This window comes from Flavobacterium sp. RSP49, from assembly GCF_003968735.1.
Lineage (GTDB): Bacteria > Bacteroidota > Bacteroidia > Flavobacteriales > Flavobacteriaceae > Flavobacterium.
This window is the reverse complement of the sequence record NZ_RYDN01000030.1, coordinates 15552-37833: the sequence shown is the minus strand read 5'-3', so window position 1 is coordinate 37833 and position 22282 is coordinate 15552. Positions and strand designations below refer to the sequence as shown.

Below are 22282 nucleotides of genomic sequence, written 5' to 3'. Positions count from 1 at the left end.
CGCTTCACATAGCGTGTTTCTTCATGTTTTTCCATTAGGATACTTTTTGTGTATCGCTATTTCAGGACGGGACATTTTATAAACTAAAAAGAGGCTTTCATCACTGAAAGCCTCTTTTTTTATGGAATAATGCAATGGTATTACATTTTGATATTCAAACCTACTTTGAAATTTCGTCCTCTGGTACTAAACCCTCTTGTTTCAACAAAATCCTTATCTAAAATATTATCTGCTGCTGCATAAATATTCATTCGATTTTTGATCAACTCATACCGTACATTCATGTTGATCAGCTGGTAATCTTTCAGTATTTCAGAATTCAATACCGGATCAAAAGTGGGTGCCGGATATGTTGTATACTCAAAATAGCGATCCGAAACAAATTGATATGTGGCATTAAAAGCCAAACGAGGCGTTGCTTGCAGATCAACTGCGGCGTTCGCTTTGTGTTTTGGATTCAGCACTCGCGATTGTTTTTCTAATTCTGTAAACGCATAATTGGCATTCAAATTTATTTTAGCCGTCAAAGCATACGAAATCATGGTCTCAAACCCTTTGACTTTATTTAGACCCGCAACATTAAAATACTTGTAAGACACTAAATCAAACCCAATCGCATTTTCTTCCTCTCTTTGAAAAACCAAAGCATTCAGAACCAATTTTTTATCAATCATCGTTGTTTCAAAACCCAATTCAAATGTTTTATCTTTCTCTGAGGATAAATTCAAATCACCATAAGGAGAATACAATTGATACAAGCTAGGGGCTACAAATGCCGTACTGTAAGAAGCTAGTAGTTTCAAGGGTAAATTAGGAAATGAAAAAGAAGGATTTACATTGTAAACTAAATTATTTCCGTATTTACTGTGCATGTTGTAACGAGCTCCCAAATTCAGGTTTAACCCAAATTCAGAGCTATAAACCGCCGTCACATAGGGATCAATCATATTAAATTTGGCCAATTCATTTGCTATGGCCTCGTACGGGCTCTCATTAGACATTTCATGAAATTGAAATTGAGCACCTGTTACCAGGAATAATTCAGGTGAAATTTCATATTTATTAAACGCATCTGCATTGACGCTTCTGGATTTATAATCCAACATTGTTCCATAATTAAAAATCGATCTTGTAATTAAATTAGCACTTGAATTGATTACAAATTCTCCTTTTTTATATTTGTATTTTGGTGAAAACCCAACTCGAAATTGTTCAGAGGCACTGCTGTTTTCATCGTTATCCGCAAAAGATCCTGCATCAAAATCGCTTTTTATTTTATCGTAGTTTGCAAAGAAATCCAAATCTAATTTAGCTGTTGGCTTGAAACCAATTTTCACCACTGAGTTCACTCTGGAAAAACGATCAGCTTCAAATAAAACAGCGTCATTAGGTGATTTTGCCTCAGAAATTCCCGTGGTTTCGGTGCTGTTTAAGGAAGCATAATAATTAATTTTTTCAGCGCTTCCGTTCAAAGCAACCCCTTGGCTGTAGTCATTTATACTATAATTTTCCTGATTGGCAATCGTTTGGGTGCCCACATTAAGGTATGCATTTGCTGCAATCGCTTTTTTGGAAGCTTTTTTCAACGTAATATTAATAACTCCGGCAGCGGCACCCGATCCGTATAAAGTACTTGAAGCGCCTTTCATCACCTCAATACTTTCTATTTGTTCAACGGGCAGCAAGCGCAAATCATACGATAAGCTAATTCCAGAAGCATCGGTAACCGGAACACCATCAATAAGAATTAGCACTTGATGATTTCGTCCCCCTCGAACGTAAACCCCTAAATCCTTTCCATTCCGGCTTTGGTTTCCGTTGATTTCAATTCCGGCTACTGAACTCAAAATGGTAGCTACAGTTTGCCCTTGTCTTCTCTTTAAATCTTCGGCTGTAATTTTTACGATTACTTTTCCGGACTTTTCTTTTGGCAAAGCAAATTTAGAATCGGAAATTACGACCTCATCCAATTGATTTGTGGATGCAATGGTGTCTTTTTGTTGTGCGAAAGCACACGAAGTCATCAGTACGCAGAGCGCACTAATACGAACGATTTTCTTGTTCATTTTGAAACATTTAATAGCAGTTTTATGGTACTGCCACATGACTATAAATGGGAGAAAAGCATAGAATTACCCATACCCAAACCTTTTTTCCCGAAAGTTTGATACTCGATGTAACAGGCAGGTCTCCTGGCTCGCGTCTTGTTGTTTACCTTCCCATTCGCAAAGACGAACAGTGGTTTTGTAGATAACAACAAGCTTTATAGCTTACAGTTGCGGGTACAGCCCAGGATTTTTGATTCTTGATTTAGGATTCTTGATTTAGGATGTAAACTCTCTAATCTGAATACTGAAATCTGTAATCGCTTACCTGATTCCCTTTTAATGCTGGTATGAAAAACAAAACAGCAACCTCATTACGGCGGCAAAGATAAAATTATATTACGTTATTATCCTACACTATTCTCAATTTTATACTTCAATTTTAATCACCGCTCCAAAGTTCACTTTATTTTGAAACGCATCTCGTAGTGGCAACTTTGTAATTTTACACAAAATACTTCGAATCACTCCGGCATGGGTTACAATTACAATAGGTTTAGTGGTCTTTTTAGGAAGTCCATTATCTAAAAAATCGCTAACTCTATCATGGAGGTCTGTAAAAGACTCCCCGTTTGGCACACGAACATGAACAAAATCATTCATCCAAGGAGTAAAATCGATAACCGGAATGCTATCCCAATTTTTTAATTCCCAATCACCAAAATTCATTTCCATTAACCGGGAGTCCATTTGTATTTTTGTTGATGATAGGAAGTTTGCCAACTCCACACATCGATTTAACGGACTAGAGTACACGATACTTTCAGCAGGAATTTGTGCTTTTATGGCTTCAAATTGTTGTTCATAAGGCTCCAACAATGCCACATCAGCTTGTCCGTAGCAAATTCCTTTTTCACAAACGGTTTCGGTATGGCGTACTAAATAAACTTCCATAAAGCAATACAAGATAAGTAGAATATAATTTCACAAACTTGCTGTGTTGCACCGAGACAGTCCCCCGTATAGCCATCTATCCATTTTTGAAAATAACGAGCTAGAAAAAAGCGGGTCATAAACACCGGCACTAACACCAACAACATTTGCCAATGAAAAAAAGACAAAACAATAAGCGGTAACAACCCAAAAAAGAACGCCCCAATCACCTCACGCCAGGAATAACTTTGTGCAATGGGCTTGCTTTTACTCGAGGCATCTTCACGGGAATACTGATGCGTAAAAACAATAGAAATGGCTGCCAGACGACTCACGGAATGTGCTGCAACAAAAAGCAATAAATTCTGTAATGAAGAAGTAGTAAGTACCTCCGAAACAGCCTGAAACTTCAATAAAAACAGCAGTACCAAACCTATGGCACCATAAGCTCCAATGGCACTGTCTTTCATTATCACCAAGATTTTTTCTTTGGTCCAACCCCCACCAAAACCATCACAAACATCAGCAAAACCATCTTCATGAAAAGCACCGGTAGTAAGGATTCCAGCAATCATCGAGAGAACAATCGCTATTTCAGGGGTAAAAACACCAACCGATACATCATAGACTAAAAAACTAATAGTACCTACAATCCAACCAATTAAAGGAAAATAACGAGATGCCTTATTTAAATAATCCGGGTTATGATCGATGTTTTTAGGACAGGGAATTCGGGTGTAAAACATCAATGCGGTAAAAAATATGTGTAGTTCTTTTTTCATGTGAATGCAATCTGGATTTTATGTCGTTTTTAGTGCTCTATTTATGAATTTGGACTGAAAAAATTATTATTTTGTACTCACACCGGCACTATCAAAACTGGCCATTTCATTCAAAAAAGCAACTGCCGATTGAATAATTGGAAAAGCCACCGCACAACCCGTTCCTTCACCCAAGCGCAAGTCAAGCTGGAGCAAGGCTTTTACACCTAAATAATCCAATAATTTAGCATGCGCCTGTTCTGCAGAACAATGACAGAAAACAGCATTTTTTAGAATCAGTGGATTTTTTTTATATGCAATCAAAAAAGCCACACTGCAAATAAATCCATCTACAAGAAGCAGCATTCTGTTTTGATGTGCCGTGAGCATTCCAGAAGCCATTTGCATAATTTCAAAGCCACCAAAATGAGCTAACTTATCTTCTAATGTTGGCGAGCCTTGATAATCCTCAATAGCTTTTTTGAGTAACCGGTGTTTTTGAAGTAGTCTTTCATCGCTTACTCCAGTTCCTTTTCCGATGCAGTCTTCAATTGCAATTCCAGTAATTACACTCATCAAAACTGAAGCAGTTGATGTATTCCCAATACCCATTTCTCCAAAACCAATACAATTACTTCCCGTTTTGGCAATAGCGGTAACAATTTCATTTCCCTTGGTATAACAGTGCTGCAATTCGGTAAGACTCATTGCCGGACCCTGCAGAAACGACTGGGTTCCTTTGGCAATTTTGGCCGAAATCAAAGTACTCGTCATCGAAAAATCATAATTTACTCCTGCATCAACTATGGCTAATTTGATGAAATTTTGTTTACAAAACACATTTATTGCAGCTCCACCGTCCAGAAAATTAGCCACCATTTGTCTGGTAACATCTTGTGGATAAGCGCTAACACCGTGGGCAGCAATTCCGTGATCTGCAGCAAAAACAACAAGTGTAGGTTCTAAAATTTTTGGTTCCAATGTTTGAAAAACTTCGCCAATTTGTTTGGCTAAAACTTCCAAAACACCCAATGAACCTGTTGGCTTGGTCTTCTGATCGATTTTATACTGCAGTGCTTCAGATAAATGGATTGTATCTAGAATGACAGTCTTAAATTCCGGCACCGAAATTTTATCTTTTTGATGCACTTTCGTAATTTCTTCGACAGATGGACTTTCTGATTTTTGTTTCCAATTCAATTGCTGTAACATGGGTTGGTTGTCATAATCAGTAGCTGGTTTTCCCACACAAAAATACCCTAAAGGCTCCATATTTTCTCCCAAACCCAATAATTCCTTGAACTGACTATAATTCAAAATAGAAACCCAGCCCATGGAATACCCTTGTTCGGTTAGGGAAAGCCAAATATTTTGCGCAGCACAAACCGCACTAAATTTGATGGCTTCATTACTTCCCACGGTGCCGATGGTAAAATTATTCAAAACCGAACGATCATAACAAATCACCAATCCAAGCGGTGCTTCCTCTATTGCCTCTAATTTTAAAGCTTGATACTGCGTTTTTTGTGCTGCCGTGTCAGTTTGATTCGCTGCTTTTTTATCAAAATCCAAAAATAAATTTTTTATGGATTTTTTTATGACATCTGATTTAATGAGGTAATACTTTGTAGCATCCGTCAATCCAACAGAAGGAGCATAATGACCGGCCTGTAATGCTTTTTCAATAACAGATTCAGGGACTGGTTCCGAGGTAAAATGACGGGTATCTCGGCGCGATTTTATAATTTCATCTAAGTTTTTCATCTTGAAATACGATGTTTTTGAGTACTTTTAAAGTTTGGACAAACAGTGATTCAATAGCCACCTGCATTTTTTAGGCTTGCTGCTTCAAAACAGACAACGGCAATCTGTGTGAGCGGGAAACTTTCCCGTTTTCATTCATCATATCGAGTAATCCCTGTGGAATAAAACCGTTTTGACTAGCTCTCATCACAGCATAACAGCTGTCTTTTCCTCCGCCCCAAGAACTTACAAAATTCATCTTTTATTGTTTTATGGTAACTGGAATTCCAGAAATCATCAAAATCACCTTATCCGCATTTTTAGCTAAATATTGATTCATCCAACCTTGTAATTCGGTAAATTTTCTACCAATTTGAGTTTCAGCATGTACGCCCATGCCTATTTCATTAGTGATAATAATAACGGTTGTATTTTCCTGATTGGCCACTTGTTCAAATTCGGCTTTGGCTTGTTCCAAACATAAAGCGACATCATTTTTAGTGTCTACAAAAAAATTAGTCAACCAAAGGGTCACACAATCAATCACGGCTACTTTACCGGAAAAATCGATCTCGCTCCATTGTTTTTCTTTCTCGATATTTATCCAGCGCTCGTCACGTTCTTGTTGGTGACGATCAATTCGCTTTTGAAAATCACCATCCCATTTTCTGGCGGTTGCCACATACATGGGTCTGGCCGAAAGTTCCATTGCCAGGTCCTGAGCATACCTACTTTTTCCGGAGCGTTCTCCACCTGTTATCAAATATATCATGCTACTTCTTTTTAAATCCATAGGGACAATGGCGGCAACCATTAGTACAACAATGTCCTCTTTTTAAATGAAACCAAGCCTTAAAAACGTAATTGCCTTGTGCAATATAATAATCGATTCCTTCGATTAGCTGATCCGTTTTAGGCAAAGTTGCTGCTTTATTTCCTTTAGCCGTTTCCGGGGTTATTGTGCCCACATACTCCTCAATTTTAATCGAACAAGCCGTAGCAAAACAGCTGGGACAAAGGCAATCCACACCATCTAAAGGAGAAAAAACAGGAGGAAAATCAGCACACCAACAGCTATTACCTTGAAAATCGTCCCCGCAGTTAAAAGGTTTTGTACAACTGGAGCAGTTTTTAATCTTTAGGCTATCCATTTGTCAAAGATAGTATTTGTTGAAATTTTTACTATAAAAATTAAACAATAAATTTTATAAATGGCCTACCTTTGCCAGTATTGAAAATGGAATCATGAAAATTTATCTTTATAAAATCCTTTTTGCGGTGGCACTTTTATCATTCGTCAGTTGCAAAAAAAACGAAAACCCTGCAACACTAAAAATAAGTAACGCTAACAACGAAATTGAATATGCAAGTGGTCTGGCTATTTACAAATATCAAGGGTACTCGCTGGTAAAAGTGAGTAATCCATGGCCAAATGCTGCTACAGACTTCACTTATATCTTAAAAGAAAAAGGAGCTGTTATTCCCGATACTTTACAAAAAAACCTCATAATTCAAGTGCCGTTAGAAACGATTGTGGTTACCTCAACAACCAATATTCCTTTCCTGGAAATGATTGGTGCCGAAAACAAATTAGTTGGTTTTCCGCATACTGATTACGTATCTTCTGAGAAAACCCGCAGCCTAATTGACAACGGTTCTGTCAAAAATGTGGGGCAAAATGAAAAGCTAAACATAGAACAACTGATCGATATCGCTCCTGACCTGATTGTCACTTTTGGCATCGACAATAACAACCCAATGATTGAAAACTTACAAAAAAGCGGATTAAAAATCATGATTCAAGGCGACTGGATGGAACAATCTCCTCTTGGAAAAGCAGAATGGCTCAAACTTTATGGCGCTCTTTTTGGCAAAGAAAAAGAAGCTAAAATACTTTTTGACCAGATTACAAAAGACTACAAGGAAGCGGTACAATTAGTTGCAGACAAACAGCCTGAATCTACTGTATTGTATGGCTCAATGTATCAAGATCAATGGTTTGTTGCCAAGGGAAACAGCTGGGTGGCACAATTCATGAAAGATGCAAAAGCAACCTATCTCTGGGCAAATCTGGAAGGAACAGGAAGCCAGGCACTTTCTTTTGAACAGGTATTGTATAAAGCAAAAAATGCGACTCACTGGATTGCTTCCGGATCATTTAAAAACCTGTCAGAATTAGAAAAAAGCAATCCCCACTACAGTCAGTTTAACGCTTTTTCTACCAAAAATATTTATACTTTCGAAAGCAAATTAGGAGCAACAGGAGGAACCATTTATTATGAAACAGGACCGAGCAGACCGGATTTGATTTTAAAAGACTACATCAAAATTTTTCACCCTGAATTGCTTCCAAATTATACTTTTACTTTTGCACAAAAACTGAACTAAGTTGGCCAATAAAAACCGAAATATCCTTTTATTTTCCGCTCTTGCTTCAGGGCTTCTTTTCTTGTTTTTTCTGAACATCAGTTTGGGTTCGATACGAATTCCTTTTCGGGAGGTGTACACGAGTTTAACCGGTGGTCAGGCCAGCAGATCAACTTGGGAATACATTATTATCAACTACCGCTTACCTAAGGCAATCACAGCAGTTTTAGTCGGAATGGGACTTTCGATCAGTGGATTATTAATGCAAACCCTTTTTAGAAACCCGCTGGCTGGTCCCTATGTTTTAGGGTTGAGTTCAGGAGCGAGTCTGGGAGTTGCCTTTGTAATTTTGGGTGCGGGATTATTACCTCCATTTCTAAGTGGTATTTTACTGTCGTCTTACGGAGTAGTCCTTGCCTCTACCCTTGGCAGTTCTATCGTTCTACTTGCCATTTTAGTAATTTCCAGACGCTTGCGGGACACGATGACCATACTGATTGTAGGCTTGATGTTTGGTAGTTTTACAAGTGCTGTGGTGGGCGTACTGACCTATTTTAGCTCGGCAGAACAATTGCAAAAATTCACTTTCTGGTCTATGGGATCTTTAGGGAATCTTTCTTGGTCCTCGATTTTGATTTTGACAGTGTGCGTAGTTATAGGATTATTATTAAGCCTATTCAGCGTAAAACCACTTAATGCCTTGCTTTTAGGAGAGAATTATGCCCAAAGTATGGGACTGAATTTCAAAAGAACACGATTGATTATCATTATTGCAACGAGTATATTGGCGGGAAGCATTACTGCGTATGCTGGACCTATTGCTTTCATTGGTTTAGCCGTACCACATATAGCAAAATTACTGTTTCAAACCAGCAACCATTCTATATTGTACTGGAGCACCCTCCTTTTAGGAGCCGCAATAATGCTCATTTGCGATGCAATTTCCCAAATGCCAGGTACGAATATCACATTGCCAATAAATGCCATCACTTCCTTACTAGGAGCGCCTATAGTTATCTGGCTGATTGTCCGAAAACGAAAAATGATGGGATAATATTAAAAATTGCGTGCCTATATTTATATTTGTTTTTAAAATCGATATAATCGACGTTTAAATTTTCCAAAAAAAGAAAAATGAGTACCACTAAGAACATCCTTTCAACAAACAATTTGAGCATTGGTTACAAAACTAAAAGTGCGGCTATTTGTATTGCCGAAAACCTCAACTTAAACTTAGATAAAGGAAAACTCATTACCTTAATAGGCGCTAACGGAATTGGAAAATCTACACTTTTACGAACCATAACCGGAATTCAGAAACCCCTTTCAGGAACTGCTTTGCTGAATAACAAAAATATTCAAGAGCTGGATACGTTAACCTTGGCACAAAATTTAAGCATCGTTTTAACTGAAAAATTACCGCCCAGTAATTTGACCGTTTGGGAACTCATCGCTTTAGGAAGGCAACCGTACACCAATTGGATTGGAAAATTAACCGACACTGATATTGCTAAAATTAACCAAGCAATTGCACTCACACAAATTGGTCATTTGGTTTCAAAAAAACATTACGAAATCAGTGACGGACAGTTACAAATCGTTCTGATCGCAAGGGCTTTAGCACAAGACACACCGTTAATCATTCTGGACGAACCCACGACCCATTTAGATTTATTACACAAAGTGGTGTTGTTTAAACTCCTAAAAAAACTTACAGCGGAAACTCAAAAATGCATTCTTTTTTCTACACATGATATTGATATGGCCATACAATTAAGTGATGAAATGATCATTATGACTCCGGAAACCGTCGTTCAGGACCAACCTTGTAATTTGATTATGAAAGGAACTTTCAATACGCTGTTCAAAGATGAGCATATTGTTTTTGATGCTGAAAAAGGAAAGTTTATTATTTCTTAAATCTGCAATCCTATTTGTCTTTTTGCTTCGCCAATGACAAAAGCCACGGAATTAGCAATATTGAAACTCCGGATCAGCGGTGCCATAGGAATTGTCAGATGATTGGGGAATTCGTTTAAAACAGCTTCACTCAACCCTTTGCTTTCTTTGCCAAAAACCAACCAGTCACCCTCTTGAAAATCATTTTCTAAATACGATTTTTTAGAATGGGAACTCATCAGAAAAACGCGGGACAAATCCGGAATCTGCACTTTCCATTCGGCTATATTTTGATATTCGGTAACGTCAAGATGCACCCAATAATCGAGTCCAGAACGCTTTAGATTTTTATCATTGATCACAAAACCAAAAGGATGAATTAGATGCAACCGGCTTTCGGTTCCTACGCACAATCGGCCAATATTTCCGGTATTATTTGGTATTTCGGGTTCTACTAAAACGATATTTAACATTGTAACTATTGTATTTTTTATTGTTATTTTTCATTTGAATGGACTGCAAAATCAGACACTTCCACAACTTCTCCCGCCTGTAAATCATGTAAAAAAACATTTCCTATCCGCACTCGAACCAATCGCAAGGTAGGAAACCCAACCGCTGCGGTCATTTTTCGTACTTGGCGAAACTTTCCTTCATTGACAGTAATTGAAGCCCAGGAAGTTGGACCATGGCGTTCGTCCCTTATTTTTTTCCCTCTGGCACCAAAAGCGGGAACTTCATTTATCAAAAAAGCAGTACACGGTTTAGTGATGTATTTAGTGCCATTAAAACCAATTTCGACTCCTTTTTGCAATTGCTGAATGGCATCCTGATTAATAATACCATCAACTTGTACATAATATTCCTTGTCGACTTTTTTGCTTCTAATGATTTCGCTCATCATTCCGTCCGTGGTCAGCAACAATAACCCTTCTGAATCTTCGTCAAGACGTCCTATTGCCATCGTTCCTTTGGGAAAATCGTACAATTCACCCAGCAGTTTCTTTTTCCTTTTGAGCTCATAAATAAACTGGCTCAGATAGCCGTATGGTTTGTGTATGATAAAGTGCGAATGAGACATGTTATACTTTCTGTTTTGGCACAAAGATAGCTTAGTTTTTAATGGGTTTAAAAAAGTAAAACCGAAAACATTTATTGGTGTAAACTAAATATTTTATTAACGAATAGAATTACTTTGGATAAATGATGAACTGTTACAGCAAGTTGCTATCTTAACTTTAAAAATACAGATTGCAGAAAAACAACTGCTTTAGGTTTGAAAAAGCCGACTGACAGATGAAGTATGCAGTAGTAGTTAAAATCCACCCAAAAATATAAATTCTGAAGTATAGCTTTTGAAATCGAAGGAAATATAAAACTGGATAAAATAAGAATTCATCGTATTGAAAAAAAGCGAACAATTAGGTTTTACTAAAGCTCTTTTCTTTTATAATAAATTCCTTTAAAAACAATCTGAAGTACGAATTTATAATATTCTGTTAACGTAAGAAATGTTATTTTTGACTCCTAATTCAATCGTAAACCTATGAAAAACAAGTACCATTTGTGCCATATCATGGCTTTTTTAAGTTTTTTTTATTGCTTTACGGCCTCTGTTTTTGCCCAAGGAACTGCGCCAGCTCCTCAAGATTTACTTTTTTTACAGGATTTTTCAACTTTAGATGCAGCCTCTGCTACATATCCCGCCGGATTTCAGGGCTGGACAGCCAGTACAGCACCGGGAAGTACATTTAATACCGCAGCTGCAGTTGTTGCAGACAAACCATTAGTGGCCAGTAGTACCGCTGCAACAACGAGCGGGAATTTCCATAATTACAATGGAAAAATTGGTTTTCTAAATACCGGTTCATTGGATTTAACTTTAGGATTTGCTTTCAAAACACTTGGTAAATCTGGAATTACCGTAGAATATGATGCGATGGTGATTCGTAATCCCTATAATGGAACTTCCAATACGCGGATCAACGAGTTCGTCCTGCAATACAGAGTGGGCACCGCTGATGCTTTTATTACTTTATACCCAACGGTGTATTCGAGCGGTGCAACAGGACAAACTTCAGGAACAATAGGGCAAAACATTCAAAAAATAAAAGTTGTACTGCCAATAGAATGCGACAATAAAGACGTAGTTCAGATCCGATGGATTTCAAGACAAGTTTCAGGCGGTGGTTCCCGTCCCTCATTTGCCATTGATGACATTAGTGTGATAAATGATGTTACAGCTCCTGTAAATGCCGTGGGATATCCAAAAATAAGCAGCATTCTTTCTGATGGATTTGATTTTTCGACTAAACTAGACGAGCCCGGAAAAACCTATTTTGTGCTATTGCCTTCAGGAAGTGCAACCCCAAGCGGTGCACAAATAAAAGCAGGAACAAATGCGACCAATGCACCCGCTTTACAATCCGGTATCCTGGAAATTAAGGACGCCGCGATTGAGTCTGTAAAAACCATAACGGGATTATCGTTAGGCACTGATTATGTTTTATATTCTATATCTGAAGATGCAACTGGTAATACTCAAACTGAAAGCAATCTATTAAACATAACAACTTCCAGCGTTCTTGTTCCCTCTTTGTCGACTACTAAAGCTGCATTAGATTTTAATTTTGTGGAGCAAAATTTCAGTTCAACGGCAATAAACTACCAGATTGAAGCGCTTAATCTTACTGGAGCAGTAACCCTGACAACATCCGGAAACTTTACCATTTCTAAAAATCAAAGTACTGGTTTTCAAACGGCATTGGTTTTTGCTTCCCAAGATTTCAATAACAATACAACACCTACAGTTTATGTACGATTTACACCTACTACAACTGGTCTTTTTTCAGGTAAAATCACTCATGAATCTACTGGCGCTTCTACAAAGACGGTGTCTTTATCAGGAACAGGAATAAATCCTTATTTTCAAAATTTTAATGATGTAAATGTACTTACAAACAGTGGTTGGACAGAATATAGTGTGGCAGGAGGCAAGAGTAAATGGGTGAGCACAACTACCCGTTTCAACAGTTCTCCTGCTGCTGTACAAATGAATGGATATTCAGAAACAGGGGCCAGTAAAGATTGGTTAATTTCTCCTAATTTACGTTTGGACACTTTTGATAAATTCCCATTATTGTCTTTTTATTCGCGTAAATTTTTCGCTGGAACACCGCTTAAATTAATGGTCTCAGTAGATTATGATGGCAAAAGCACCCCGGAAACAGCCACTTGGACGGTTCTTGAAGGCGATTTTCCAAGTACTACAGGAACTTTCAAACAATCGCAATATATCAATCTCGAGGCCTATAAAACCAATCATACTTATGTGGCCTGGGTATATGAGACTTCAACTTCCGGCGGTACGGATAGCGCCGAATGGACTGTTGATGATGTGAAAATATCTAATGAAGCGTCATTTTTAGCTTCAAATCCTAATTTTAATTTTGGAGAAGTAGCACCAAATACCGCATCAACAAGCCAGTCGTTTGTTTTCATGGCTGGTGGTTATAGCGATATCACTGTTACAGCTCCTGCTGATTACCAGTTGTCTGTTGACAACAGTAATTTTCAATCCAGTGTAGCGGTTTCAGCTGCTGACGGAGTTGCTGGGAAAATAATTTATGCACGTTTTTTCCCTTCCTCAAAAGCATTGAGTATTTCAGGTCGTTTGACCGCTGTTGGAACCGGATTAAATCAAGAAATTGGATCTTTATCAGGATCCTCATTACCTAAAACAGAAACATTTGACATCGTAACGTACAACGTAGAGTTTTTTGGAAGCAATGTAATCGGTGCAACAGGAACTGAATTTGGTCCAACTGATGATGCGCTACAAATTGAAAATGTGGCAAAAGTCATGAATACGTTGAATGCTGATGTTTATGCCCTACAAGAGATTTCTGATGATGCGGCTTTAGAGACATTAATCCAAAAAATAAGTGTCAACGGAAAAACTTTTGCCAAAGTGATTTCTCCTGCTTGGTCCTATTCTTTCAATGCGCCTACACCTGACTTCCCTGCTCAAAAATTAGTGGTTCTTTACAATACTCAAACAAGCTCAGTAAAAAAAAGTCGAGTACTGTTCAGCAAACTTTTTGATGATATTCGTGCAGGAAATGCAACTTTACCCAATTACCCGGGCGGAAATAGTGCTAGTTTTTATTCCTCTGGTCGCTTACCGCAAATAGTTGAAATTGAAACTAATATTGGCGGTGTAAAAAAAGACATAAAAATCATTAACATTCACGCCAGAGCAAATAGTGGCAGCGATATCGCAAGATACAATATGAGGAAATATGACGCTGAATTGTTGAAAGACAGTTTAGATGTCAATTATCCAGAGGCCAATTTAATCCTCTTAGGAGATTATAACGATGATGTCGACGAATCTGTAATTGCAGGTAACCCATCCTCGTACCAAAAAATGGTTGAGGATACGGCCCGTTACAACCCTTTGACTTTAGAAATCAGCAAAGCGGGAGCTTTCAGCTACCTGTCTTCTGGAGGTTTCTTAGACCATATTATCATTTCAAATGAATTAATGGCAGAGTATGTACCAAATTCAACAACAGTTTACGACCCGAGACTGGATGTGGCTAATTATGTCAACACCACCTCTGATCATGGGCCGGTCATTGCGCGTTTCCAACTTAAAACGAATACCACCTTATCAACTAATGATTTGATTTCGACTACTAAATCAACAGTAGTTACGTATCCAAATCCTGCTTCAGAATCCTTTACTATCGTAATTAATTCCGGAAACACAAAAGACCTGAAGCTAACTATTTATGATATTCAAGGAAGATCGGTGGGAGTTCCAATTGAATTAAAAGGTTTTAACAGCGATAACACAACAAGAATTGATGTGGCTCATTTACCGGTAGGAATTTATATTTATACCCTTTCCAATGGTACTAAAGTAGTTTTCAAAGATAAATTAGTAAAAAAGTAAACGACTAATTTCAGTATTCAAAAAAGCCAGATTTCATTTTTGAAATCTGGCTTTTTTATCTAATATGTTTTTAAAACTCCGCCTGTTTGAGTCATCAAAATTAATAACTTTCTATAAAAAAACTTGCATTAGTATTTTGATTTCCGAAAGAAAATCAGGAAACTTTTGTTTATTTTTACAACGTTTCAAAAAGAAATTCTATGTCAGATATGTTTCCGTTTTTATTGATTTTTATTGTTGCGCTCGCGATTGGTGTTTTCATTGGCAAGCTCATTTTCTCTGCTCGATTTCAATCGGAAAAAATTAGTTTAGAAGAAAAACTGATTGCATTTTCCACCCAATTCAATCAACTGAAAGAACAACTAATTGTAGACAAAATAACTTTTGAAAAGCAACTGGAAAACACCCATTCCCAAAAAGAAAGCATCAGAAACGAAAAAGACAGTTTAGCCATTCAGCTTTCAAAAAAAGAAGTTGATTTTGAGAATCTTTGGGAACGCAACAAAGAACAAAAAGAAGAAGTGGAAAAACTACAAGAAAAATTCACCAAGGAATTTGAGAATCTTGCCAATAAAATATTAGAAGAAAAGTCCAATAAATTCACGGAACAGAACAAGGAAAACATGAAAAATATCCTGACACCATTACAGGATAAAATTCAATTGTTTGAAAAAAAAGTTGAAGACACCCACAAAGAAAGTATTGATTATCATGCGGCATTACGCCAACAAATTCTGGGCTTACGCGAAATGAATATCCAGATGAGCAGGGAAACTATTAATCTAACTAAGGCTTTGAAAGGAGACAGTAAGATGCAGGGAAATTGGGGCGAATTAGTATTAGAACGCGTTCTTGAAAAATCAGGTTTGGAGAAAGGCCGTGAATATGAGGTGCAACAAGCCTTTACAACCGAAGATGGAAATCGTGTTTTTCCTGATGTTGTGATCAATCTGCCGGAGGGTAAAAAAATGATAGTTGACTCTAAAGTTTCTTTGACGGCGTATGAAAAATATATCAATGAAGAAGATGATCTACTGAAAATTGCCTATCTAAAAGAGCATGTCAGTTCCATCAAACGCCACGTAGAGCAACTTGGCAATAAGAACTACCATGATTTGTACCAAATAGAAAGTCCTGATTTTGTGTTGTTATTTATTCCTATTGAACCTGCTTTTGCCATGGCACTCAATGAGGATACGTCTTTATACAACAAAGCGTTCGAGAAAAACATTGTCATTGTTACTCCAGCAACTCTTCTGGCTACCCTGCGAACAATTGACAGCATGTGGACCAATCAAAAACAACAGGAAAACGCACTCGAAATTGCACGTCAAGCTGGCGCATTGTATGATAAATTTGAAGGTTTTGTGGCAGACCTAATCAAAATTGGAAAAAAAATAGACGAGAGCAAAATAGAATACAGCGGTGCGATGAATAAACTTGTAGAAGGAAAAGGAAATCTAATTGTGAGTGTCGAAAAATTAAAAAAAATGGGAGCTAAAGCGAAAAAATCACTTCCCGAAAGCATTATAAACCGAGCCAAAAAAAACGAAAATTAACTTTAAACTAAATCCTAATGAAAAAATTCATACTAATCCTTTCCGTATTGCTTGTAGTAACTGTTACGGGTTATTTCACTTTTATATACTATGCTACGTACAGTGAAGGAGTTCGCTCCGGCGAATTAATAAAAGTGAGTCGCAAGGGAGTTGTATTCAAAACTTGGGAGGGCGAAATTAGTCAAGGCATTTCTGGTGCGCAAATTTTTTCTTTTTCGGTAATGGACAGTGAGGAAAAAGTAATTACGGATTTAAAGAAATTTGAAGGACAATACGTCCAAGTAACTTATATGGAACGTTATAGAACATATCCATGGTGGGGCGATTCACACTATTTTATTACTAATGTCAAGAAAGTTAATTCTCCTTTTAAAATCAAATAAATGAACAGCATTTTTAAAACAGTAGCATCATCTGACATCAGTATTTCAGAATTAATGTTACCCTCAAACACTAATTTCAGTGGCAAAATTCATGGTGGGTACATCTTGTCCCTAATGGATCAAATTGCTTTTGCCTGTGCTTCAAAATTTTCAGGAAATTACTGCGTAACGGCATCGGTAGATACGGTTAACTTTCTTAAACCTATTGAAGTGGGTGAATTGGTAACCATGAAAGCCAACGTGAATTATGTAGGGAAAAGCTCAATGATTATTGGCATTCGGGTAGAAGCCGAAAACATTCAAACCGGAAAAATTAAACATTGTAATTCCTCCTATTTCACAATGGTTGCCAAAGATAAGGAAGGCAACAGTACCCTTGTTCCCAGATTGATCCTCACGAATCTCAATGAAGTACGCCGTTTTTATAATTGCATCAAACTAATAGCGTTAAAAGAAGAAAAAAATCTCCATAAAGAAGCGTTTGATTACCGTTCAGAAAAAGCACTAGAAAATATAAAAAAATATAATGTTCGAGTAGAATTATAATGTTGCAAACACTTATTGTCAAAAAAGAAAAGACAAATCAGTCCATCCAGTTGTTATTTCAAGCAAACAATAATTTTATATTTGCTGCTTATTTTGTAACTTTAAGTAATTTATTTCATAAATCATTATGAAATAAATTATACAAATAATACTGCTCTTTACTATAATAGCAACCACTGCTCAAGAAAAAATAGTGTCCTATTCCGGAATCATTAATTTTGAGGCTTCAATCCCATTATTTGAAGAAGTGAACGCAATCAACGAGAAAACAACCTGTATTTTAATCACTAAGACAGGTCAGATCATTTGTTAGATTAGCATCCAATATTTCAAGTTCAAAGAAAAATGATTCAAGAACATTTTAACAATAATTATATGGAGAGCAATCGTTTTCCAACAGCCATTTTTAAAGAGAAAATTGCTAAATTCGATTTAAAAAACATAAATATTGCTGTAGGAGAATATCAAATAAATGGAAAGATAACCATTCGTGGAAGAACTAAAAGGCTCCTTTTTAACGGAACCTTAAAAAAAGTAGATCAGGGAATTGAGCTATATGCCACATTTCCCCTAAATACGGATGATTTCAAGATTAAAATTCCGTTCATTGTTCGCAGAAAAATATCCAAAAATGTGAACACAAAAATCATTTGTGTCTTATATTAAATCTATTTTGTTAAACAATTTCTCAAAGCTCCTTCTAAATTTTTAAATTTAAATTTAAACCCAGTTTGAGTTATTTTATCCGAAGAAACCCTTCGTCCCGTTAGTACAATTACCGCCATTTTCCCCATCGCTAATTTCAATACAAAAGCAGGTACATTTGGCAACCATATTGAATATCCAAAAACACATGCCAAGGTTTTAGAAAAAACGGTGTTTGTAGTATTATCAGTAATCGCTGCATTATACGGCCCAGCCATATTGGGATTGACAATTGCCTGAAAGTAGATCGCACACAAATCATCGATATGAATCCAAGGCATGTACTGCTCTCCAGATCCCAATGCAGAACCTAACCGATACTTGAATAAAGGAGTGAGTTTCATTAAAAAACCATCATTTTTTCCTAACACTAATCCGGTGCGAATTTTTACGGTACGTATATTTAAATTTTCTATGAAATCTATGGAATCTTCCCATTTCTGGCAGGTATATCCTAGAAAATCATTCGCAGGAGCCATGGTTTCTGAACAAATTTCTTCGCCATTGACAGCACCATAAATGCCTACTGCCGAAGCGGAAATAAACGCTTCTACTTTTTTATCATGCTTTTTTAGAACCGTATAAAGCAACTGAACAGATTGCTCCCTGCTATCAATAATAGCCGCTTTTTGTTTGGCCGTCCAGCGCCTCTCCCCAATATTCTCGCCAGCTAAATGTACAATATAATCGGCGTTCAAAACTGCCGCTTCATCAATAGTGTGATTTACTACATCCCACTTATAATAAAACACAGCTTCTGTATTACGCTTTTCACTTCTACTCAAAATGGAAACTGTATACCCTTTTGCGACCAACAAAGCAGTTAAATTTTTTCCGATAAATCCCGAACCTCCGCTTATTAAAACATTCTTTTTCATAATACTGTAAAGCTACTGATTTATATTGATACTAAAATTATATTAAATTTTGTTTAACTTTATTGATATATGTTTAAACATTTATTACCTTTATACTCTAATTTGAAACATCGTAAAAAATGGCAACTAAAAAAACAACCGTAACAAAAGACAAAATAGTTTCGTTCTACATGAATTATGTTCTTGAACACAGCGAGAAACCAAAGTCAGTATATCATTTTACAAAAATAAATGATTTTACAGAAACTGAATTCTATGCTTTTTTTGGTACAATTGAAAGTATTGAGAAAGAAATTTTTAAAATGTTTGTAGAAAAAACTACTGACTTACTGAACAAAAATAAGGAATACGAAATGTATGACATGAAAAGTAAAATGTTAAGTTTTTACTTTACATTTTTTGAGATCCTGACTGCTAACAGGAGTTACGTTGTTCTTGTATTAAAGGAGCACAACAATCAGTTGAAAAAACTAATGCAACTCTCTGGACTCAGAAACAGTTTCAGAAATTATTTATCTGAAATAATCTCAGATGAATTTAGAACACAACAGGAAAAACTGCAAAACTTTCAAGAGAAATCCTTTCAAGAAGCTTCCTGGATTCAACTTTTATTAACGCTAAAGTTTTGGCTGGATGATGCCTCAGCTGCTTTTGAGAAAACAGACATTTACATTGAAAAATCTGTTAAAGTAACTTTTGAGTTAATGAATATTGCACCGATAGACAGTTTAATCGACTTTGGAAAATTCATTTTCAAAGAAAAAATATACAACAAATAATGAAAACTATAGATTATATTCCAACATCAAAAATTGAAAGAGCAACTAAGCTGGTACAAACCGGTGCTAAAGTTGGCGTAAATTACCTAAAATATTACGGTGAAAAAATAGTCAATTCTGATTTGACTCGTGAAAAATTAAACGAAGATAATGCCGAGGATATTTACGACGGACTCAAAAGCCTTAAAGGAAGTGCGCTCAAAGTAGCACAAATGTTGAGTATGGATAAAAGTTTTTTGCCTCAGGCTTATGTAGAAAAATTTTCACTATCCCAATTTTCTGTCCCACCACTTTCAGCTCCGCTAGTACTGAAAACCTTCAAAACAAATTTTGGGAAAACACCTTATGAAATATTTGATGAATTCAATGCTACATCGAAAAATGCCGCCAGTATTGGTCAGGTGCATGTTGCCATGAAAGACGGTAAAAAACTAGCTGTAAAAATTCAATATCCCGGAGTGGCTAACAGCATCTCCTCTGACTTATCAATGGTGAAACCTATTGCCATCAGAATGTTCAACCTTCAAGGAAAAGACTCTGATAAATATTTCAAGGAAGTTGAAGACAAATTGATTGAGGAAACTAATTATGTTTTAGAATTAAAACAAAGTCAAGAAGTAGTTGACGCCTGCAAAAAAATAGAAAATCTGGTTTTTCCGGAATATTACCCTGCCTTTTCAACTGACAAAGTCATCACAATGGACTGGATGAATGGCAAACATCTCTCTGAATTTACAAAAACAAATACCAATCAGGAAGTAGCAAATAAAGTTGGTCAGGCTTTATGGAACTTTTATATGTACCAAATTCATATTTTAAGAAAAGTACACGCTGATCCACATCCTGGAAATTTCTTAGTCAACGATGCAAACCAATTAGTAGCATTAGATTTTGGTTGTATGAAACAAATTCCAACAGAATTTTACACCCCCTATTTTGAGCTGGTAAGTAAAGACGTAATTAACGATACTAAAATATTCAATTCAAAATTATTTGAATTAGAAATTTTACGTGCTGATGATTCTGATCCAGAAATAGCCTATTTCACAGAATTGTTTCATGATTTATTATCGTTGTTTACCAAACCTTTTCAAGAGAAAATATTCGATTTCTCGGATGAAAGTTTTTTTGAAAATATAGCACAATTAGGGGAACGATTTTCAAAAGACACCAATATTCGTAAAATGAATGGAAATCGTGGATCTAAACATTTTATATATATGAATAGAACTTTTTTTGGATTGTACAATTTAATGTTTGATTTAAAAGCGAAAATAGTTGTCAATGAATTTGAAAAATACAAGTAGTGAAAAAAGAAAATCTGCCTTCAAAAATGTGTATGGTCTGCAACCGACCATTCAGCTGGCGGAAAAAATGGGAAAAAGTTTGGAACGAAGTTAAATATTGTAGTGAAAAATGCAAAAGAAACAAAAAGGGTTAATTTGGTTTAGGAATGATCTTAGAGTTCATGATAATGAGTCTCTATCTACTGCGGTGGAAGAAAATGACCATGTAATTGCAATTTATTGCTTTGACCCACGACATTTTGAAGAAAATGAATATGGTTTCAAAAAAACAGAAAAATTCCGTGCTAAATTTCTATTGGAATCGGTAGCGGCTTTAAAACAGAATCTAAAAAATTTGAATGTTTCTTTATTGGTTTATCACCAAAAGCCAGAAGACTGTATTCCAGCGATTGTCATTCAAAACGAAATTAGTTCGATCTATTTTCAAGAAGAATGGACTTCTGAGGAAATGATAGTTTCCGATAACATAAAAACTCAGGTTCCAAATTCAGTAGCGTTTAAAAGTAGTTATAATCAGTTCTTATTTCATCCGGAAGAAATACCGTTTGCTATTGAAGCGGTTCCAAATGTTTTTACACAATTCCGAAATAAATGTGAAAAAACGACAAAAGTCAGACCTGAGTTTTCAGTTCAACCGTTGTCAATTGATAATTACACCATAGACCAAACTGTTATTCCTACAATAAAAAATTTAGGTTTTACTGATTTTGAAATAGATTCCAGAACGGCATTTCCTTTTGGTGGTGGTGAAGATGAAGCAATGAAACGTTTGCAAAATTATTTTTGGAAAACCAAAAAACTGAGCGTTTATAAAGTAACTCGAAACGGATTAATTGGAACTGATTTTAGTTCGAAATTTTCACCTTGGTTGTCTAATGGATCAATTTCTGCAAAAACTATTTACTGGGAAATTTTGAAATATGAACAACAAATCGAGAAGAATGACTCAACATACTGGTTGGTTTTTGAACTAATTTGGAGAGATTATTTTAAATATATTTCGTTAAAAAATGGGAATTCAATTTTTAAGATTGGCGGAATTTTAAACAAAAAATACGATTGGAAAAGAAATAAGTATGCCATCAATAAATGGATTAATGGTGCAACTGAAGAACCTTTTATAAATGCAAATATGCTTGAATTACAACAAACAGGTTGGATGAGCAATCGCGGCAGACAAAATGTAGCGTCGTATTTTGCAAAAGATCTGCTATTGGACTGGCGTATAGGAGCGGCATACTTTGAAGCAATGCTTATTGATTACGATGTTCACAGCAATTATGGAAACTGGATGTATGTTTCAGGAGTAGGCAACGATCCCAGAGATCGAAAATTTAATATTAAATTACAAGCCACGAATTACGACGGACAATCAAAATTTCAAAAATTATGGCGGCAACAACAATTATTATAAAAA

General features: G+C 36.2%; 22 protein-coding genes and 1 riboswitch. Of the genes, 12 read left to right on the top strand and 10 right to left on the bottom strand.

Annotation, left to right across the window (positions count from 1 at the left end; all coding sequences use genetic code 11):
* Window positions 1-140 precede the first annotated feature (140 nt).
* The 7 genes from EKM02_RS12340 to EKM02_RS12315 all read right to left on the bottom strand — a co-directional run bounded on the left by EKM02_RS12340 (window position 141) and on the right by EKM02_RS12315 (window position 6633).
* The gene (locus tag EKM02_RS12340; RefSeq protein ID WP_234423193.1) at window positions 141-2066 is read right to left on the bottom strand and encodes a TonB-dependent receptor plug domain-containing protein; all 1926 of its coding nucleotides are present in this window, start codon (window positions 2064-2066) and stop codon (window positions 141-143) included.
* Between the two features lie 98 nt (window positions 2067-2164).
* Window positions 2165-2434, bottom strand: a riboswitch (cobalamin riboswitch).
* 40 nt (window positions 2435-2474) lie between these two features.
* Window positions 2475-2999: an alpha-ribazole phosphatase gene (cobC, locus tag EKM02_RS12335; RefSeq protein ID WP_126455590.1), complete on the bottom strand. Its 525-nt coding sequence runs from the start codon at window positions 2997-2999 to the stop codon at window positions 2475-2477.
* Window positions 2984-3760 (bottom strand): adenosylcobinamide-GDP ribazoletransferase, encoded by a 777-nt coding sequence (locus EKM02_RS12330; protein ID WP_126455588.1) that lies wholly within the window; start codon window positions 3758-3760, stop codon window positions 2984-2986. The genes cobC and EKM02_RS12330 overlap by 16 nt, the downstream gene beginning before the upstream one ends.
* Window positions 3761-3826: 66 nt before the next feature.
* On the bottom strand, window positions 3827-5503 hold the full coding sequence (cobT, locus tag EKM02_RS12325) for a nicotinate-nucleotide--dimethylbenzimidazole phosphoribosyltransferase (RefSeq protein ID WP_126455586.1): 1677 nt from the start codon (window positions 5501-5503) through the stop codon (window positions 3827-3829).
* Window positions 5504-5573: 70 nt separating this feature from the next.
* Window positions 5574-5741 carry a hypothetical protein gene (locus EKM02_RS14830; protein WP_158614751.1) on the bottom strand — a complete coding sequence of 56 codons (168 nt, stop codon included), beginning with the start codon at window positions 5739-5741 and terminating at the stop codon, window positions 5574-5576.
* A 3-nt stretch (window positions 5742-5744) separates the two neighbouring features.
* Window positions 5745-6254, bottom strand: a complete 510-nt coding sequence (locus tag EKM02_RS12320; protein WP_126455584.1) for a bifunctional adenosylcobinamide kinase/adenosylcobinamide-phosphate guanylyltransferase — start codon at window positions 6252-6254, stop codon at window positions 5745-5747.
* 1 nt (window position 6255) lies between these two features.
* Window positions 6256-6633, bottom strand: a complete 378-nt coding sequence (locus EKM02_RS12315) for a DUF5522 domain-containing protein (RefSeq protein WP_126455583.1) — start codon at window positions 6631-6633, stop codon at window positions 6256-6258.
* 94 nt (window positions 6634-6727) lie between these two features.
* Here EKM02_RS12315 and EKM02_RS12310 point away from each other — a divergent pair, with 94 nt between their 5' ends.
* The 3 genes from EKM02_RS12310 (at window position 6728) to EKM02_RS12300 (ending at window position 9769) form a co-directional block, all read left to right on the top strand.
* Entirely contained in the window at window positions 6728-7870 is a 1143-nt protein-coding gene (locus EKM02_RS12310; protein ID WP_126455581.1) for an ABC transporter substrate-binding protein, read from the top strand.
* 1 nt (window position 7871) lies between these two features.
* A complete protein-coding gene (locus EKM02_RS12305) occupies window positions 7872-8903 on the top strand; it encodes a FecCD family ABC transporter permease (RefSeq protein WP_126455579.1) in 1032 nt (343 codons plus the stop codon).
* Window positions 8904-8983: 80 nt separating this feature from the next.
* On the top strand, window positions 8984-9769 hold the full coding sequence (locus EKM02_RS12300; RefSeq protein WP_126455577.1) for an ABC transporter ATP-binding protein: 786 nt from the start codon (window positions 8984-8986) through the stop codon (window positions 9767-9769).
* Here the strand turns inward: EKM02_RS12300 and EKM02_RS12295 are convergent.
* Both EKM02_RS12295 and EKM02_RS12290 read right to left on the bottom strand, forming a co-directional pair.
* Window positions 9766-10221: a tRNA (cytidine(34)-2'-O)-methyltransferase gene (locus EKM02_RS12295; RefSeq protein WP_126455575.1), complete on the bottom strand. Its 456-nt coding sequence runs from the start codon at window positions 10219-10221 to the stop codon at window positions 9766-9768. The genes EKM02_RS12300 and EKM02_RS12295 overlap by 4 nt on opposite strands.
* 23 nt (window positions 10222-10244) lie before the next feature.
* The gene (locus EKM02_RS12290) at window positions 10245-10829 is read right to left on the bottom strand and encodes a pseudouridine synthase (protein ID WP_126455573.1); all 585 of its coding nucleotides are present in this window, start codon (window positions 10827-10829) and stop codon (window positions 10245-10247) included.
* 465 nt (window positions 10830-11294) lie between these two features.
* Between EKM02_RS12290 and EKM02_RS12285 the strand changes: the two genes are divergently transcribed.
* The 5 genes from EKM02_RS12285 (at window position 11295) to EKM02_RS12265 (ending at window position 17862) form a co-directional block, all read left to right on the top strand.
* The gene (locus tag EKM02_RS12285; protein WP_126455571.1) at window positions 11295-14708 is read left to right on the top strand and encodes a T9SS-dependent choice-of-anchor J family protein; all 3414 of its coding nucleotides are present in this window, start codon (window positions 11295-11297) and stop codon (window positions 14706-14708) included.
* A 200-nt stretch (window positions 14709-14908) separates the two neighbouring features.
* Window positions 14909-16267 carry a DNA recombination protein RmuC gene (gene rmuC, locus EKM02_RS12280; RefSeq protein WP_126455569.1) on the top strand — a complete coding sequence of 453 codons (1359 nt, stop codon included), beginning with the start codon at window positions 14909-14911 and terminating at the stop codon, window positions 16265-16267.
* A gap of 17 nt (window positions 16268-16284) precedes the next feature.
* Complete coding sequence (locus EKM02_RS12275; protein WP_126455567.1) at window positions 16285-16650, top strand: 6-phosphogluconate dehydrogenase; 366 nt, start codon at window positions 16285-16287, stop codon at window positions 16648-16650.
* A complete protein-coding gene (locus EKM02_RS12270; RefSeq protein ID WP_126455565.1) occupies window positions 16651-17196 on the top strand; it encodes an acyl-CoA thioesterase in 546 nt (181 codons plus the stop codon).
* Window positions 17197-17541: 345 nt separating this feature from the next.
* A complete protein-coding gene (locus EKM02_RS12265) occupies window positions 17542-17862 on the top strand; it encodes a YceI family protein (RefSeq protein WP_126455563.1) in 321 nt (106 codons plus the stop codon).
* Window positions 17863-17864: 2 nt separating this feature from the next.
* Here EKM02_RS12265 and EKM02_RS12260 read toward each other — a convergent pair whose 3' ends face one another.
* A complete protein-coding gene (locus EKM02_RS12260) occupies window positions 17865-18779 on the bottom strand; it encodes a TIGR01777 family oxidoreductase (protein ID WP_126455561.1) in 915 nt (304 codons plus the stop codon).
* A 119-nt stretch (window positions 18780-18898) separates the two neighbouring features.
* On the opposite strand from EKM02_RS12260, the gene EKM02_RS12255 reads away from it, so the two are divergent.
* Genes EKM02_RS12255 through EKM02_RS12240 form a run of 4 tightly spaced genes read left to right on the top strand, consistent with a single transcriptional unit; the run spans window position 18899 to window position 22279 of the window.
* Window positions 18899-19558: a TetR family transcriptional regulator C-terminal domain-containing protein gene (locus EKM02_RS12255; protein WP_126455559.1), complete on the top strand. Its 660-nt coding sequence runs from the start codon at window positions 18899-18901 to the stop codon at window positions 19556-19558.
* The gene (locus EKM02_RS12250) at window positions 19558-20865 is read left to right on the top strand and encodes an ABC1 kinase family protein (protein WP_126455557.1); all 1308 of its coding nucleotides are present in this window, start codon (window positions 19558-19560) and stop codon (window positions 20863-20865) included. Before EKM02_RS12255 ends, EKM02_RS12250 begins: the two co-directional genes overlap by 1 nt.
* Window positions 20865-20999, top strand: coding sequence for a DUF2256 domain-containing protein (locus EKM02_RS12245; protein WP_126455555.1), 135 nt, complete (start codon window positions 20865-20867; stop codon window positions 20997-20999). The genes EKM02_RS12250 and EKM02_RS12245 overlap by 1 nt, the downstream gene beginning before the upstream one ends.
* Window positions 20975-22279, top strand: coding sequence for a DASH family cryptochrome (locus EKM02_RS12240; RefSeq protein WP_126455553.1), 1305 nt, complete (start codon window positions 20975-20977; stop codon window positions 22277-22279). The genes EKM02_RS12245 and EKM02_RS12240 overlap by 25 nt, the downstream gene beginning before the upstream one ends.
* Window positions 22280-22282: the final 3 nt, after the last annotated feature.